Source organism: Pantoea folii, assembly GCF_056678875.1.
Genome location: NZ_JBWXON010000018.1, coordinates 73313 through 89232 on the forward strand (window position 1 = coordinate 73313; position 15920 = coordinate 89232).

At 57.1% G+C, this 15920-nt stretch carries 12 protein-coding genes; 7 read left to right on the plus strand and 5 right to left on the minus strand.

Annotation, left to right across the window (positions count from 1 at the left end; all coding sequences use genetic code 11):
• Position 1 precedes the first annotated feature (1 nt).
• A complete protein-coding gene (locus tag AC1MDE_RS19545; protein ID WP_058959526.1) occupies positions 2-1450 on the plus strand; it encodes a tagaturonate reductase in 1449 nt (482 codons plus the stop codon).
• A gap of 4 nt (positions 1451-1454) precedes the next feature.
• A complete protein-coding gene (locus AC1MDE_RS19550) occupies positions 1455-2945 on the plus strand; it encodes a UxaA family hydrolase (protein ID WP_479399664.1) in 1491 nt (496 codons plus the stop codon).
• Between the two features lie 87 nt (positions 2946-3032).
• On the opposite strand, the gene sstT is transcribed toward AC1MDE_RS19550, so the two are convergent.
• The 3 genes from sstT to AC1MDE_RS19565 all read right to left on the minus strand — a co-directional run bounded on the left by sstT (position 3033) and on the right by AC1MDE_RS19565 (position 6721).
• The gene (gene sstT, locus AC1MDE_RS19555) at positions 3033-4277 is read right to left on the minus strand and encodes a serine/threonine transporter SstT (protein WP_479399662.1); all 1245 of its coding nucleotides are present in this window, start codon (positions 4275-4277) and stop codon (positions 3033-3035) included.
• A 228-nt stretch (positions 4278-4505) separates the two neighbouring features.
• A complete protein-coding gene (locus AC1MDE_RS19560; protein ID WP_182056892.1) occupies positions 4506-5477 on the minus strand; it encodes a TerC family protein in 972 nt (323 codons plus the stop codon).
• 263 nt (positions 5478-5740) lie between these two features.
• Positions 5741-6721: a Gfo/Idh/MocA family protein gene (locus AC1MDE_RS19565; RefSeq protein WP_058959522.1), complete on the minus strand. Its 981-nt coding sequence runs from the start codon at positions 6719-6721 to the stop codon at positions 5741-5743.
• A gap of 139 nt (positions 6722-6860) precedes the next feature.
• Between AC1MDE_RS19565 and AC1MDE_RS19570 the strand changes: the two genes are divergently transcribed.
• Positions 6861-8540 (plus strand): chloride channel protein, encoded by a 1680-nt coding sequence (locus AC1MDE_RS19570; RefSeq protein ID WP_479402292.1) that lies wholly within the window; start codon positions 6861-6863, stop codon positions 8538-8540.
• On the opposite strand, the gene AC1MDE_RS19575 is transcribed toward AC1MDE_RS19570, so the two are convergent.
• Positions 8537-9037: a M48 family metallopeptidase gene (locus AC1MDE_RS19575; protein ID WP_200576750.1), complete on the minus strand. Its 501-nt coding sequence runs from the start codon at positions 9035-9037 to the stop codon at positions 8537-8539. The two genes, AC1MDE_RS19570 and AC1MDE_RS19575, sit on opposite strands and share 4 nt — an antisense overlap.
• Before the next feature lie 81 nt (positions 9038-9118).
• Between AC1MDE_RS19575 and rlmG the strand changes: the two genes are divergently transcribed.
• Entirely contained in the window at positions 9119-10237 is a 1119-nt protein-coding gene (gene rlmG / locus AC1MDE_RS19580) for a 23S rRNA (guanine(1835)-N(2))-methyltransferase RlmG (protein WP_480344998.1), read from the plus strand.
• Here the strand turns inward: rlmG and AC1MDE_RS19585 are convergent, their stop codons facing one another.
• The gene (locus AC1MDE_RS19585; protein WP_480344999.1) at positions 10238-12241 is read right to left on the minus strand and encodes a 2,4-dienoyl-CoA reductase FMN-binding domain-containing protein; all 2004 of its coding nucleotides are present in this window, start codon (positions 12239-12241) and stop codon (positions 10238-10240) included.
• Between the two features lie 472 nt (positions 12242-12713).
• Between AC1MDE_RS19585 and idnD the strand changes: the two genes are divergently transcribed.
• From idnD to AC1MDE_RS19600, 3 genes are all read left to right on the plus strand, one after another.
• Entirely contained in the window at positions 12714-13745 is a 1032-nt protein-coding gene (idnD, locus tag AC1MDE_RS19590) for an L-idonate 5-dehydrogenase (protein ID WP_034830990.1), read from the plus strand.
• Between the two features lie 9 nt (positions 13746-13754).
• Positions 13755-14519 (plus strand): gluconate 5-dehydrogenase, encoded by a 765-nt coding sequence (idnO, locus tag AC1MDE_RS19595; RefSeq protein ID WP_034830987.1) that lies wholly within the window; start codon positions 13755-13757, stop codon positions 14517-14519.
• A 79-nt stretch (positions 14520-14598) separates the two neighbouring features.
• Positions 14599-15918 carry a gluconate:H+ symporter gene (locus AC1MDE_RS19600; RefSeq protein WP_058959517.1) on the plus strand — a complete coding sequence of 440 codons (1320 nt, stop codon included), beginning with the start codon at positions 14599-14601 and terminating at the stop codon, positions 15916-15918.
• Positions 15919-15920: the final 2 nt, after the last annotated feature.

Genomic DNA, 15920 nt, shown 5'->3' on the forward strand with positions numbered 1-15920 from the left:
GATGCAGCGGCTAAACCGTCACGATTTCCCCGGCGTAAGCTATAGCGAGCGCGTGCTCCAGTTTGGGGAAGGCAACTTCCTGCGGGCGTTTATTGACTGGCAGCTCGACTGGCTCAATGAGCATCAGGGCACCGATGCGGGCGTGGTGGTGGTGCGGCCGCGCAATCGCGTGGTGGAAGATTCACTGAATCAGCAGGACGGTTTGTACACCACGCTGATCCGTGGATTGAACACGCAGGGCGAGCAGGTAAGTGAAACCCGCCTGATCCGCAGCCTCAATCGCGAGATCCAGCCCTATCAGCAGTTCGAGGATTTTCTCGCACTGGCCCGTGCGCCGCAGATGCGCTTTGTGTTCTCCAATACCACCGAAGCAGGCATTGCCTTTGTTGAGCAGGATCGGCTGGAGGATGCGCCAGCTTCCTCCTTCCCCGGCAAGTTGACACAACTGCTGTGGGCGCGCTTCCGCCACTTTGCCGGTGCGGCAGAGAAAGGCTGGTTGATCGTGCCGTGCGAGTTAATCGATCACAACGGCGATGCACTGCGTGATCTGGTGCTGCGCTATATCAAGCACTGGCTGCTGCCGCCGGAATTTGCCCGCTGGGTGCTGGATCATTGTGCGTTCTATAACACGTTGGTGGATCGCATCGTTACTGGCTATCCAGCCGATGGTACCGACATCGCTGCACAGTTGGGTTACGAGGATCGCTATCTGGTGGCGGGCGAAGTCTATTACCAGTTTGTGATTCAGGGGCCCGATGCGCTGGCGCAGGAACTGAAGCTCGCCGCGCTGGCGCCGGAAGTGAAGTTTGTCGATGACATCACGCCCTACAAAGCCCAGAAGGTGGCGATCCTCAACGGTGCGCACACTGCGATGGTGCCGGTGGCGTTTCAGGCCGGACTGGAGAGCGTCGGTGCAGCGATGGATGATGCCGACATTGCGAACTATGTTGATGCGCTGCTGCGTGAGGAAGTGATTCCGACGCTGGATCTGCCGCGCGATGAACTGCACGCCTTTGCCGATGCAGTACAGCGTCGCTTCCGCAATCCGTTTATCCGACATGCGCTGCTCTCCATTGCGCTCAACGGCATGACCAAATTCCGTACCCGTTTGCTGCCACAGCTGTTGTTGTCTCAGCAGCAAACCGGCCAATGGCCACCGCGCCTGACCTTCGCCTTTGCCGCGCTACTGGCGTTTTATCGCGGCAAGCAGGGCGACCAGCAGTGGCCTTTGCAAGACGACGACCACTGGTTGCAGCAGTTCGCAGAACTATGGCCAGCCGTAAACCAGGACACATTGACCCCGGAACAGTTGGTGCAGGCGGTACTCTGCAACCGCTCACACTGGGGCGAAGATCTCACTCAGCGGCCCGGATTAGTGGCCGCAGTCAGCCAACACCTGCAAAACATCGTTGTCCACGGGATGCGGACAGCGCTGGTACAACTGAGATAACGCTATGCAAGATGCGATAAGAATCCATTCGCGCGACAACGTGGCGGTAGCGCTGCGCGATTTACCTGCCGAAGCCAAAGTCGAAATTGATCGCCAGTTTATTACCTTGCAGCAAGAGGTTGGTCGGGGCCACAAGTTTGCGCTGACGCCGCTGGCAACGGATGCGCTGGTGATCAAATACGGCTTGCCGATTGCCCATGCCACGCGCCCGATCGCCATTGGCGAAATCATTCACTCCAGCAACGCACGCACCAATCTGAGCGATGTGGATGAGTACGACTACCAGCCGGAGTTTCTCGATATCCCCGCTCAGGCCGGCGATCGCGAAGTGCAGATTTACCGCCGCGCCAGTGGTGAAGTCGGTATTCGTAATGAGCTGTGGATTCTGCCAACGGTGGGCTGTGTGAACGGCATCGCCCGGCAGATTCTGTCGCGCTTCCTCAAGGAGACCAACGAGGCAGAAGGGATCGATGGGGTGCACCTGTTCAGCCATCCGTTTGGTTGTTCTCAGCTCGGTCAGGACCATGAAAACACCCGCACCATGCTGCAAAACATGGTGCGCCATCCCAATGCCGGTGCGGTGCTGGTGATCGGCCTGGGCTGTGAGAACAATCAGGTGGATGTGTTCCGCGAAACGCTGGGCGGCTTCGACAGTGACCGCGTGCACTTTATGGAGTGTCAGAAGCAGGACGACGAAGTCGAAGCCGGCCTTGAACGGCTGCATGCGCTGTACAACGTGATGCGTGGCGATCAGCGTCAACCGGGCAAGCTCAGCGAACTGAAGTTCGGACTGGAATGCGGCGGATCTGACGGTTTCTCTGGCATCACCGCCAACCCGATGCTGGGCTGCTTCTCCGATCAGATGATTGCCAACGGCGGCACTACGGTGCTGACCGAAGTACCGGAAATGTTTGGCGCAGAGCGCATTTTGATGAGCCGTTGCCGGGATGAAGCCACCTTTGATAAAACCGTGGCGATGATCAACGACTTCAAGCGTTACTTTATCGACCATCAGCAGCCGATCTATGAGAACCCATCGCCGGGTAACAAGGCGGGCGGTATCACCACGCTGGAGGAGAAATCCCTTGGCTGCACGCAGAAAGCCGGGCAGAGCCAGGTGGTGGATGTACTGAAATATGGCGAGCGTCTGGTCACGCCTGGCCTCAATCTGCTGAGCGCGCCAGGAAACGATGCGGTGGCCACCAGCGCGCTGGCGGGCGCAGGTTGTCATATGGTGTTGTTCACCACCGGACGCGGCACGCCCTATGGCGGATTCGTGCCTACCGTGAAGATTGCCACCAACTCGCAGCTGGCAGAGAAGAAACCGCACTGGATTGATTTTAATGCCGGACGTTTGATTGAGGGCATGAGTATGCCGGAGATGCTGGCCGATTTCGTCGATATGATTGTGGCGATTGCTAACGGTCAACCGGCGCGTAACGAAGCCAATGATTTCCGCGAGTTAGCGATATTTAAGAGTGGTGTCACGCTGTAAAAATCAGGTGCGATCGATGTGCATCTGACAACAATCACACTTGCTTATCTTAAGGGCGGCATGAATGCCGCCCTGTGCAATGCCAATTTATTCTGCTTCAGACACCGTGCGCGGTTCGCGCTCGGCTTCCGCCTGGCACACCGCTGCCGTAAACAGAATGTCGGTTGAAGAGTTCAGCGCCGTCTCGGCGGAATCCTGCAATACGCTGATGATAAAGCCGATGGCCACTACCTGCATCGCCAGGTCATTCGGAATCCCGAACATGTTACAGGCGACCGGAATCAACAGCAGCGAACCGCCGGCCACACCCGAGGCGCCACAGGCACAAATCGAGGCCACAAAACTCAGCAGAATTGCCGTCGGCACATCCACGGAAATGCCCAGCGTGTGTACCGCCGCCAGTGTCAGCACCGTGATGGTGGTAGACGCGCCCGCCATACTGATCGTCGCGCCAAGCGGAATAGACACAGAATAAGTATCTTCATCAAGATTCAGGCGTTTGGCGATCGCCATATTTACTGGAATATTTGCGGCAGAGCTGCGGGTAAAGAAGGCGGTCACGCCACTTTCACGGATGCAGGTAAACACCAGCGGATAAGGGTTACGACGAATCTTTTGGAACACCAGAATCGGATTCACCACCAATGCCATGATGGCCATGCATCCCAGCAGCAGCGCCAGCAGCGTTGCGTACTCCTCAAGTGCACCAAAGCCGGTTGAGGCCAGAATCGAGGCCACCAGACCAAAAATCCCCAGCGGCGCACAGCGAATCACGCAACGCACCACCCACGTCGCCGCATGCGAAGCATCGGTAAGAAACGCCTTGCTGCTTGGGCTGGCATGGCGGAAGGCCAGACCGAGGCCGATGGCCCACACCAGAATGCCGATGTAATTGGCGTTGAGTAACGCGTCAATCGGGTTAGCCACCATGCTCATCAACAGACCATGCAGCACTTCGATAATGCCAGACGGCGGTGAAATTTCGGTTGCGCCCACGTTCATTGACAGAGTTTGCGGGAACAGATGGCTCAAGGTGACCGCGACCACAGCGGCGAAGAAGGTGCTCAACAGATAGAGCATGATGATGGGACGGATGTTGGTTTTCTGCCCTTGTTGATGATTAGCAATCGAAGAAATCACCAAAACCAACACCAGCAGCGGGGCCACCGCCTTCAGGGCGCGAACGAACAGTTCACCCAGCAGACCTACGGCCAGAGCGGCATCACGTGAGAACCACGCCAGCGCTACGCCGGCAATCAGGCCAATCATGATTTGTTTTACCAGGCTTCCTGCGAACAGCGCGCCCAGACGTCCAATAAAGTTATTTAGCATAGTTCGGTCTTTTTATAGCGGTATGAGTGTTGTGCGCGGTTGCTCCGCGCCAAACGGTTTGCCCGGCGGAGTATAAGGAAAAGTCCTGGTGAGGGAAGAGATAATTCTGGACGTGCGGCGCAGATCGGTTTTTTGATCTGCTGACGATGTGAAATGTGACAGAGCTATGAAAGGTGAAATTTGCAGCTGGCGAAACAAAGCAGGGGCGATTACCGCCCCTGCAGAAGATTATGATGAGATGCGTTTCTGGTCGTTTCTGTGGTTAACCCAGGCGTTAATCAGCAGAGTACCGCCCAAAATCACGCCCACCACCGACAGTGAGATGCCCACCGGAATATGGTAGAACTCGACGATCAGCATCTTGATACCAATAAACACCAGCACAATCGCCAGGCCATATTTCAGCATCGAGAAGCGCTCAGCCACGTTCGCCAGCAGGAAGTACATGGCGCGCAGACCGAGAATCGCGAACAGGTTCGAGGTCAGGACGATAAAGGGATCGGTTGTCACTGCGAAGATCGCCGGAATACTATCAACCGCGAAAATCACATCGCTTAGCTCCACCATGATCAGCACCAGCAGTAGCGGGGTGGCAAACAGCACGCCATTTTTGCGGGTGAAGAACTTCTCGCCTTCGAGATTATCCGTCATGCGCAGATGTTTACGCAGCCAGCGCACCACCGGTTTGTCGCCCACTGCCGCGTCATCGCCTTCTTTGGCAAACGCCATTTTCAGGCCGGTGAACAGCAGGAAAGCGCCGAACACGTAGAGGATCCAGCTGAACTGCGTCACCAGATAGCTGCCGGCGAAGATCATGATGGTACGCAATACGATCGCGCCCAGCACGCCATACACCAGCACGCGGCGTTGCAGGTTTGCCGGAATAGCGAAGTAGCTGAACAGCATCAGCCAGACGAAGACGTTATCCACCGCCAGCGCTTTTTCCAGCACGTAGCCGGTGAGGAAAGCGAGGGTTTGTGCGGTCGCCACTTCTCGGCCGGCGGTGCCTTCGAGGTACCACCAGAAAGCGGCGCTGAACAGCAGGGAAACGGAGATCCACACCAGCGACCAAACGGCGGCCTGCTTAAATGACATGGTTTGTGCGCCGCGACGTCCCTGTAAGAAGAGATCGATCGCCAGCATGATGAGCACAACAACAGCGAAGCTGCCCCAGAGTAACGGTGTGCCTACAGTATGCATAGTTGTAATCCTGTCCGGAAAATAAAAAAGCGGCTAAGTCAGAAGACGTTAGCCGCTTTGATCAAGCTGCAAGCAAACCTCGCCTTCCGGCAAGGTCTCACTTACAACTCAGAATAGATTCCGGGTTGCCTGACGACCGGATGCGTTTAGCATCGTAATGACGATCAATCAGCTTACAAGTTACTCCCCTTTGCAGCGGTCAAGATACGTCCAACGGCTGAGGTATTCAATGGGGAGTTTGAAATATTCTGCAATATTTACACTTAAGCCTGGTCTGCCGGGAACACCACGCCAGTCTGGCGGCGGATTTCCGTCAGCAGTTTTGCTGTGATGCGCGAGGCTTCCAGTGCCGGATGCTCGACCTGGCGCTGCTCAACCCGTTGGGCAAAGGCCTCGGCTTCATACAGCATGGTGTTGATATGCTGCGGTTGCGTCAGATTCTGGCTCTCGCCACCGCGTGGGATAAAGCGTAACTGCTGGCATTCCGAGATTTTCTCAATCACCAGTGAGCCGGCCTCGCCCTGAATTTCGCTCGGGATCAGTGAATCGCTCACCTTGGAGTGCAGCAGCGTGACATCAAAATCGCCGTAGCTCAGCACCACCACACCGTGCGCATCAACGCCACTCTCCAGCAGCGAAGCCTGCGCTTTCACCTGCTGCGGTTCGCCCCACAATGTGACGGCAGCAGCCAGGCAGTAAAAGCCAATGTCCATAATCGAGCCGTTCGACCAGCGCGGATTAAAGGTATTGGGATTTTCGCCGTCGAGATAACGCTGATAGCGTGAGGAGTACTGGCAGTAGTTAATCAACGCTTTACGCAGCTTGCCAAGTTGCGGCAGGGTGTTCTGCAGTTGCAGGAAGGTCGGCAGGCTGGCAGTTTTAAACGCCTCGAACAGTACTACCTGATGCTGGCGCGCGCAGGCGATCATCGCCTCGGCCTCACGCAGATTCGATGCCATCGGCTTTTCGCAAATCACATGTTTGCCGTGCGACATAAACAACATCGCTTGCTCAGCGTGTAACGCATTCGGGCTGGCGATATACACCGCATCGATTTCCGGGCTGGCCGCCAAATCGTCGAGGGAAGTGAAGGTAAGTTTGCAGGGATAGTCAGCGATAAAGGCATCCGCCTGTGACTGCTGGCGCGAATAGACACCGCTTAACTTCATTTTGCCGGTCTCATGCGCGGCGTCGATAAACTGGCGGGTTATCCAGTTGGTTCCCACAATGGCAAAACGAATCACGGCTTTGTACTCCTGCAACAGTAAAGCGGCAGAGTAGCATGTTCAGCGGATCGTTCGTCAGACGAAATTTGATCATGCGATCCGCATTCCAATATGATGATGCGGCACATTTTTTTAATCAGCTAGCGGGGACGCGCGGGTGAGTGGAAGTAAACATGCATTGAACTGGACCACACTGCTGATTGCTATCCCCGTGGGATTCGTCGCGTCGCTGGTGACCTTAGCGTTTCGCGGCGTCATTGATCTGATTAACCGCCTGCTGTTTAACAGCGACAGCGAAATCACCGTGGCGATGCATGTCTGGCCGTGGATCTTTTGGCCGCTGCTGGTGGGCGCGGGCGGGGTACTGGCGGGGTTCTTCCTGCGCTATGCGGTGGCGATTGAGAAACAGGAAACGGTTAAAACCGACTATCTCGAAGTGATCAACGCGCGCCTGGATGCGGTGCCGACCAAAACTTCGCTGTTCCGCGCACTCTCCTCGATTGCCAGTATCGGCAGCGGTGCTTCGATTGGTAAAGAGGGGCCGATGGTGCAGCTCTCCGCGCTGAGTGGCAGCCTGATGGGCCGCTGGTTCCCGCAGATGCGTAACAGCGATATTGTGGCGATGGCGGCAGCTGCCGGGCTCTCTTCGGTGTACCACGCACCGCTGGCCTCGGCGATTTTTGTCGCTGAAATTGCCTTTGGTATCTCGGCGCTGCAGCGGCTGATCCCGCTGATTGTCGCCTCGGCGGTGGCGGTGATGACCATGTGGTCACTCGGTTTTCGCAGTGCGCTTTATCCGCTCTCCGAAGCCTTGTTCCAGATGGATATCAGCAGCTTGCTGATGACCATTCTGATTGGCGTGGTGGCCGGTTTTGCCGGTTGGTTGCTGATCAAGTTGATTGCCCGCAGCAAAACGCTGTTTGGTCGCATTAAATCATTGCCAGCGCGTCTGGGGCTCGGCGGCTTAGCGGTGGGCTTTCTGGCGCTGATCTCCACCGATATTCTGGGCAACGGTTATGAAGTGATTGTGAAAATCATCGATGGGCACTATGTGCTGGCCGGATTGATTGGCCTGCTGGTGCTCAAAACCCTGGCCACCACGCTGTCGGTGGGATCGAACGCGGTGGGCGGTCTGTTTACCCCTTCGCTACTGATTGGCGCGCTGCTCGGCGTGGCGCTGGCGCAGATGGGCGTGGCACTTCATCTGCCGGTTGGCGATACCCTGCTTTACGCGGCGATTGGCATGGCGGCAGTATTAGCGGCCGTGAGCCAGGCGCCGTTGATGGCGATGCTAATGGTGCTGGAGATGACGCTTAACAGCAGCCTGCTATTCCCGATTATGATCGCTTCAGTGCTGGCCTCAATGGTGGTGTACCGACTGCAATCGGCCAGCACCTATCCGGTGGTGAGCAATCACTTTAGCCGCTCGGAAGCTAAATTCGATTTCGATAATATGCGCGTAGATCAGCTGATCATTCCTGGTGCGGCGCTCCAGCCGGAAGAGTCGGTGGGGCAGGCGCTGGCAGTCAGTTCGCTGAAGCGCGAACGCTATGTGTATGTGATCAACAGTGAGGGGCAGTTCCTGGGCGTGGTATCGATCCATGACATCTCCCGCAAAGTGTTATCGCAGGAGATCACCCTGGATTCCCCGGTCAGCAGCGTGATGGATGATAACTTCCCGTGCATTTACCAGAACCAGAGTATGCGTGAAGGCTGGGAGGCCTTTGCTCGCGTGACCCTGGAGCGTTTACCGGTGCTCAACAATCCACAAGAGCGCCGCTTTATGGGTGCCTTGACCAAAACCAGTTTGATTCAGAAGGCGCAGGAGTTTCTTTAAGCCGCGTTACCGCGCATCGCCTGATCCGTCATCCACAGGCGCGCATCGAACTCCAGCTGGTGGTAATCCGGTTCCATATGGCAGCAGAGTTGGTAGAACGCTTTGTCGTGATCCTTCTCTTTCAGGTGCGCCAGTTCGTGCACCACGATCATGCGCAGGAACGGTTCCGGTGCCAGACGGAAGAAGGTGGAGATGCGAATCTCGGCTTTGGCTTTGAGATTGCCACCCTGCACGCGCGATATGGCGGTGTGCAGGCCAAGCGCATGTTTCATCACCTTGATTTTGTTATCCCAGATGACTTTGCTCACCGGCGGCGCGCTGCGCATGTAACGGCTTTTCATCGCCTGGGTGTAATCATACAGCGCCCGATCGCTGACAACATTATGGGTGTCGGGATAGCGTTCCTGTAAGAAGCTGCCTAATCGCTGATTATCGATCAGCAACTGCACCTGTTCGAGGATGTTTTCAGGGTAACCCTGCAGATAGATTAATGACATTGGGATTCCCGACGAAAGACAGTATACTGCGCCCCCTTTTTAGGGCGAAAATCGCGCAAAGTGTACCACGCCGGAGATTCCATGAGCCAATTTGAACTGCCCCATCGCACGCTGACATTACAGCGCTTCCCGCCGATGCGTGAAGAAAGCCCGTTACAGGCGTGGGATTCCGCCGATGAATATCTGCTGCAGCAAGAACTGCCAGAAGGACCGGTGCTGGTGTTCAACGACAGCTTTGGTGCACTGACCTGCGGGCTGAACGGCCGTGAAGTGTGGCACGTCAGTGACTCGCTGCTGAGCGAGCAGGCGGCAAAGCAGAACCTGCGTCTCAATGAGATGGATGAGGATCAGGTGCACTTAATCGATAGCCTGGCGCCGCTGCCTGCTGCGCCTGCCGTCGTGCTGATTAAAATCCCGAAAGCGCTGGCTCTGCTGGAGCACCAACTGCGCGCGCTGCGTAAAGTGGTGACGCCAGACACGCTGATTCTCGGCGCGGCCAAAGCCAAAGACATCCACAACTCCACGCAGCAGCTGTTCGATCGCATCCTGGGTGAGAGCAAAACTTCGCTGGCGTGGAAAAAATCTCGTCTGATCTACTGCACATACAGTGCACCTCAGCTGCCGGAGGTGTCAGAGACCACGGTGTGGCCGCTGAACGATTCCTCTTACCAGATTCACAACCACGCTAACGTGTTCTCTCGCGGATCGCTGGACGTGGGTGCGCGTTTCTTTATGCAGCATCTGCCATCAGATATTGAAGGGGAAATCCTCGATCTTGGCTGCGGCAACGGCGTGATTGGTTTATTGGCGCTGGAGCAGAACCCGCAGGCGGACGTGCTGTTCTATGACGAATCCTACATGGCTGTGGCGTCCAGTAAGCTGAACGTGGAAGTAAACCGTCCGCAGGATCTGGCGCGCTGTCAGTTCCGCGTCAACAACGTGCTGAGTGGCTTCCCGTCGGATCGTCTGCACGCGGTACTGTGCAACCCGCCGTTCCATCAGCAGCACGCGGTGACCGATCATCTGGCCTGGCAAATGCTGCGTGATGCCAAACGTTGCCTGCAGTACGGCGGCGAGTTGCGTATTGTCGGCAACCGCCACCTCGGTTATCACGTCAAAATGAAAAAGCTGTTTGGCAACTGTGAGCTGGTGGCGTCTAACGCCAAGTTCGTGGTGCTGCGTTCGGTCAAACTGCGTTAATCACACGCTGAGCGCCAGCTCAGTGGCCTGCGCGATGGCGCGGCGAGCATCCAGCTCCTGCGCCACATCGGCTCCGCCAATCAGCTTTACCGCTTTACCGCGTGCGGCCAGCTCATCCGCCAGCTGACGCAACGGTTCCTGCCCGGCACAAATCACCACGTTATCCACTGCCAAAGTGACGGCTTCGCCCTGATGGCGCAAGTGCAATCCGGCATCATCAATCTTCAGATACTCGACGTCGCCCCACATCTGCACGCCGTGCGCCTGCAAACTGGCGCGATGGATCCAACCGGTGGTTTTCGCCAGCCCGGCGCCGGGCTTGCCGGATTTACGTTGCAACAGCCAGATTTGCCGATCCGCTGCCAGCGGCTGCGGACGGACTAACCCGCCGCGCGCCTGTAAGCTCTGATCGATGCCCCAGCTCTGATAGAAATCTTCGTGCGCGTTTTGATGCAGCAAAAACTCGGCAGTATCAAAGCCAATACCGCCCGCACCGATAATGGCGACGCGCTGGCCGACCGGCTTTTTATCGCGAATCACATCGAGGTAGCTGAGTACGCTGGCATGGTCGATGCCGGGAATCGACAACTGACGCGGCGCAATACCGGTGGCGATCACCACTTCATCCACACTTTCCAGCTCATCAGCGCTCACGCGATGCTCGGTGCGAATTGCCACGCCCTGTGTCTCCAGCTGATGGCGGAAGTAGCGCAGCGTCTCGCTAAACTCCTCTTTACCGGGGATCTGACGCGCAATATTAAACTGGCCGCCAATCTGTGCGTCCGCTTCATACAGCGTGACCTGATGGCCGCGCTCGGCCGCCTGCAGCGCGAACGCCATGCCCGCCGGGCCAGCACCGACCACCGCAATCTGTTTAGGCTGTTCAACTGGGATTACCGGCATCAGGGTTTCGTGGCAGGCGCGGGGATTAACCAGACATGAAGTGACTTTGCCGACAAAGATCTGATCGAGACAGGCCTGATTGCAGGCGATGCAGGTGTTGATGGCATCCGGCTGCCCGGCCTGCGCTTTGCGCACAAAGGCCGCATCGGCAAGAAACGGACGTGCCATCGACACCATATCGGCAATGCCATCGCGCAGCAGCGATTCCGCCACCTGCGGATGGTTGATACGGTTAGTGGCAATAACGGGGACGGATACCGCTTCACGCAGATGCTGCGTTACCCACGCAAAACCGGCACGCGGTACGCAAGTGGCGATAGTCGGGATGCGCGCTTCGTGCCAGCCAATACCGCTGTTGAACAGCGTCACACCGCGCTGCTCCAGCGCCTTTGCCAGCGTCAGCGTCTCTTCCAGCGAACTGCCGTTGTTCACCAGATCGAGCATCGACAGGCGGAAGATAATGATAAACGCCGGGCCGACTGCTTCGCGCACCGCCTGCGTGACTTCCAGCGCAAAGCGACCACGGCGCTGCACATCGCCGCCCCACTCATCGTCGCGATGATTGGTGTGCGCTACCAGGAACTGATTAATCAGATAACCTTCGGAGCCCATGATCTCGACGCCGTCATAACCGGCCTGCTGGGCCAACCTGGCGCACCGGGCAAAGTCCGCAATGGTCTGACGAATCTCGCCATCGCTCAGTTCGCGCGGCGTGAAAGGGTTAATCGGTGCCTGCAACGCTGAAGGCGCAACCAAATCGCGTTGATAGCTGTAACGCCCGGCATGCAGAATTTGCAGCGCGATTTTGCCGCCCTCGGCATGCACCGCATCGGTGAGGGTGCGATGCCAGTCGCACTGGCTCTCCTGATTGAGGATGGCGCCGCCGTGTGCCACCACGCCCTGTGGGTTGGGTGCGATGCCGCCGGTCACAATCAGTGCCACGCCTCCCCGCGCGCGTTCCGCATAAAACGCGGCTAATCGTGTGGCGCCATCAGTGTGTTCTTCCAGCCCGGTGTGCATGGAGCCCATCAGAAAACGATTCTTTAGTTGGGTAAATCCCAGATCCAGCGGGGCAAACAGGTGGGCGTAATGCTCAGTCATGAACACAGTCTCGGAAAGTGGTCGGATGAGTCAACTTTAGCGGGAATTGGTTGGGATGGAAATTCGCGGTGTTCAGGCTGTGAGAAACCTCAAAAAAAGCAGGGCGACAGGTCGCAGGCGAAAGGTTCGGACTCCTTCGCCCGGCACGGGAAGAGACCTGTGCACCCTGAAACAGCTTGAAGATGAGGGCTAATGATTTAGCTCTATAGTTATGACTCCTGTCAGACTCAATCCAGACGACTTTCCCGGGTGAGGGTGCGGCGATAATGACATAGCTCACTGCGGTTAATCCCCAAGACGAGTCTTGGTTTTCCCCAGCAAACAGTGATCCCGCTTCCATCTTCTGTACGAGCAGTTCACGTTCCAGGTAACAGCTATTTCGTAACATGATTTATAGTGATCTGGTTCACAGTTTTCAGCCTCTGATCCCGCTTTGATAGCCCCCATTGCAACAGCAACAAATGGGGAAACCATGAATATCGAAACGCAATCCTGCGTGATTACTGGGAAAAAACAGGTCAGCGTCGCACCGCAACAGGTGAATTGGGACGGCACAGGCACGCTGGTGCGTATTACGCGCGGCGGCATTTGTGGATCTGACCTGCATTACTATCAGGAAGGCAAAGTCGGCAGCTTCGAAGTCAAAATGCCGATGATCCTCGGTCATGAAGTGATTGGTCATGTGGTGGAGAGCGACAACCCGGACCTGAAGCCGAATCAGAAAGTGGCGGTCAATCCGTCCAAACCGTGCGGCGAGTGCAAATACTGCCAGCGCGATCAGGAAAACCAGTGCACCTCCATGCGCTTCTTCGGCAGTGCGATGTATGTGCCGCATGTCGACGGCGGTTTCACCCAGTACAAAGTGGTGGACAGCAAACAGTGCGTGCCTTTCCCACAGGATGCCGATGAAACCGTGATGGTGTTTGCCGAGCCGCTGGCGGTGTGCATTCACGCGACGCATCAGGCGGGCGATCTTACCGGCAAGCACGTGTTCATTTCCGGCGTCGGTCCGATTGGCTGCCTGATTGCCGCAGCGGCGAAAGCGCGCGGTGCCGCCTCTGTGGTATGCAGCGACATTAGCGAGCGTTCGCTGGAGATGGCGCAGCAGATGGGCGCGACCGATGTGATCCATGCCGCCGAGGGCGATTTCACGCCGTATCTGGCTGACAAAGGCTTTTTCGATGTGGCGTTTGAGGCCTCTGGCCATCCTTCCTCACTGCAGCGCTGCCTTGATGTGGTGTGCGCCAAAGGCACGCTGGTACAGGTCGGCATGGGCGGCACCATCCCGAATTTCCCGATCATGGCGCTGATCGCTAAAGAGATTCAGCTGGTCGGCTCCTTCCGTTTCACCCATGAATTCAATACCGCCGTCGAGTGGCTGGCGAACGGTGTGGTCAACCCGCTGCCGCTGTTCAGCGGTGAGTACGATTTGCAGGACATCGACGCGGCCTTGCAGTTTGCCGGCGATAAAACCCGTGCGGCGAAAGTCCAGTTAACCTTTTAAGGAGCAGTGATGAGTCAGTTATTTTCCCTCGAAGGCAAGCGTGTATTACTCACCGGTTCGGCGCGCGGTATTGGTTTTCTGCTGGCGCGTGGCCTGGGTGAAGCCGGTGCGGAAGTGATCGTCAACGCCACCACCAAAGAGGGTGCAGAGCAGGGCGCGGCGAAACTGCGTGAGCTGGGCCTGCGCGCCCATGCCAAAGCCTTTGATGTGACGCAGTCTGCGCAGGTGCAGCAGGCGGTGGATGAGATTGAAGCCGAATGGGGACCGATTGATATTCTGGTCAACAACGCCGGGATCCAGCGCCGCCGTCCGTTCCTCGAATTCCCGGAACAGGACTGGAATGACGTGATTGCCGTTAACCAGACCGCCGTGTTCCTGGTATCACAAACCGTGGCGAAAAAAATGGTCGATCGCCAGCGCGGTAAAATCATCAATATCGGTTCGATGCAAAGCGAACTGGGCCGCGACACCATCACGCCGTACGCCGCTTCCAAAGGGGCCGTCACCATGCTGACGCGCGGCATGTGCGTCGAGCTGGCGCGCCATAACATCCAGGTTAACGCCATCGCACCGGGCTACTTCGTCACGGAAATGACGCAGGCGCTGGCCGACGATCCGGCCTTTACCGGTTGGCTCACCAAACGCACGCCAGCCGCCCGCTGGGGTAAACCGGAAGAGCTGATCGGTGCTGCGGTGTTCCTCGCCTCGGGCGCGTCTGATTTCGTGAATGGTCACTTGCTGTTCGTTGATGGCGGTATGCGCGTCGCCGTGTAATGCCATGGCGCGGCTGGCATTTTCGCCGGGCCGCGCCTAAACCTTAATCACCCCTCTGTATTCCTAAGGATAATAAAAAATGCCAATAACCATTATTGTGCTGGGTGTGATACTGCTGCTGGTATTGATGATTGTATTTAAGGTCAACGGCTTTATTGCGTTGGTGTTTGTCTCGGCGGTGGTCGGTATTGCCGAAGGGATGACGCCGCTCAATGTGATGGCCTCGATCCAAAAAGGTATCGGCTCGACGCTCGGTGGATTAGCGATGATCCTCGGCTTCGGTGCCATGCTCGGGCGTCTGGTCTCGGATACCGGTGCGGCACAACGCGTCGCCACCACCCTGATTGCTGCTTTTGGTAAAGAGCGGCTGCAATGGGCGCTGGTGGTCACCGGACTGATCGTTGGTCTGGCGATGTTCTATGAAGTGGGCTTCGTGCTGCTGCTGCCGCTGGTGTTCACCATCGTCGCGGCGGCCGGTTTGCCGCTGCTGTACGTCGGCGTGCCGATGGTGGCTGCACTCTCGGTGACGCACTGCTTCCTGCCGCCGCATCCCGGTCCAACCGCGATTGCCACCATCTTTGGCGCGAACCTTGGCACCACGCTGCTGTACGGCATGATCATCACCATTCCGACGGTGATCGTGGCCGGTCCGATCTTCTCGAAATTCCTTAAAAGCTTTGAGAAGTCACCGCCAGAAGGCTTGTACAACCCGAAGATCTTCACTGAAGAAGAGATGCCAGGTTTCGGTATCAGTATCTTTGCCGCCATCATCCCGGTGGTGCTGATGGCGATTGCCGCGGTGTTTGAGCTGACTACGGCAAAAGAGAACCCGCTGCGTCAGTTCTTCGAGTTTATCGGTAACCCGGCGGTGGCGCTGTTTATTGCCGTGGTGATTGCGGTGCTGACGCTGGGTCTGCGCAACGGCCGCAAGATGGAAGAAGTGATGGATATGTGCGGCGAGTCGATTGCCGCCATCGCCATGATCGTCTTCATTATTGCTGGGGGTGGTGCGTTCAAGCAGGTGCTGGTGGACAGCGGCGTGGGCAACTATATCGCGGACATGATGAAGGGATCGTCGCTCTCTCCACTGCTGATGTGCTGGACGGTGGCAGCGATGCTGCGTATCGCGCTGGGATCGGCCACGGTTGCGGCGATCACCACCGCCGGGATCGTCACGCCGATCATCGCGGTGACCCATGCCGATCCAGCATTGATGGTGCTGGCGGTAGGTTCGGGCAGTGTGATCGCCTCACACGTCAACGATCCAGGCTTCTGGCTGTTTAAGGGCTACTTCAACCTCAGCGTGGTGGAAACCCTGAAAACCTGGACGGTGATGGAGACGCTGATCTCGATTCTCGGCCTGGCGGGTGTGCTGGCACTCAACGCCATCATTCACTGATG

What these genes read in the sequence shown, in the direction of transcription:
- AC1MDE_RS19560 (WP_182056892.1), bottom strand. Translation starts at nt 5,477, where the DNA reads ATGCATACTGTAGGCACACCGTTACTCTGGGGCAGCTTCGCTGTTGTT.
- AC1MDE_RS19585 (WP_480344999.1), bottom strand. Translation starts at nt 12,241, where the DNA reads ATGACTGAGCATTACGCCCACCTGTTTGCCCCGCTGGATCTGGGATTT.
- idnO (WP_034830987.1), top strand. Translation starts at nt 13,755, where the DNA reads ATGAGTCAGTTATTTTCCCTCGAAGGCAAGCGTGTATTACTCACCGGT.
- idnD (WP_034830990.1), top strand. Translation starts at nt 12,714, where the DNA reads ATGAATATCGAAACGCAATCCTGCGTGATTACTGGGAAAAAACAGGTC.
- AC1MDE_RS19600 (WP_058959517.1), top strand. Translation starts at nt 14,599, where the DNA reads ATGCCAATAACCATTATTGTGCTGGGTGTGATACTGCTGCTGGTATTG.
- AC1MDE_RS19545 (WP_058959526.1), top strand. Translation starts at nt 2, where the DNA reads ATGCAGCGGCTAAACCGTCACGATTTCCCCGGCGTAAGCTATAGCGAG.
- sstT (WP_479399662.1), bottom strand. Translation starts at nt 4,277, where the DNA reads ATGCTAAATAACTTTATTGGACGTCTGGGCGCGCTGTTCGCAGGAAGC.
- rlmG (WP_480344998.1), top strand. Translation starts at nt 9,119, where the DNA reads ATGAGCCAATTTGAACTGCCCCATCGCACGCTGACATTACAGCGCTTC.
- AC1MDE_RS19575 (WP_200576750.1), bottom strand. Translation starts at nt 9,037, where the DNA reads ATGTCATTAATCTATCTGCAGGGTTACCCTGAAAACATCCTCGAACAG.
- AC1MDE_RS19550 (WP_479399664.1), top strand. Translation starts at nt 1,455, where the DNA reads ATGCAAGATGCGATAAGAATCCATTCGCGCGACAACGTGGCGGTAGCG.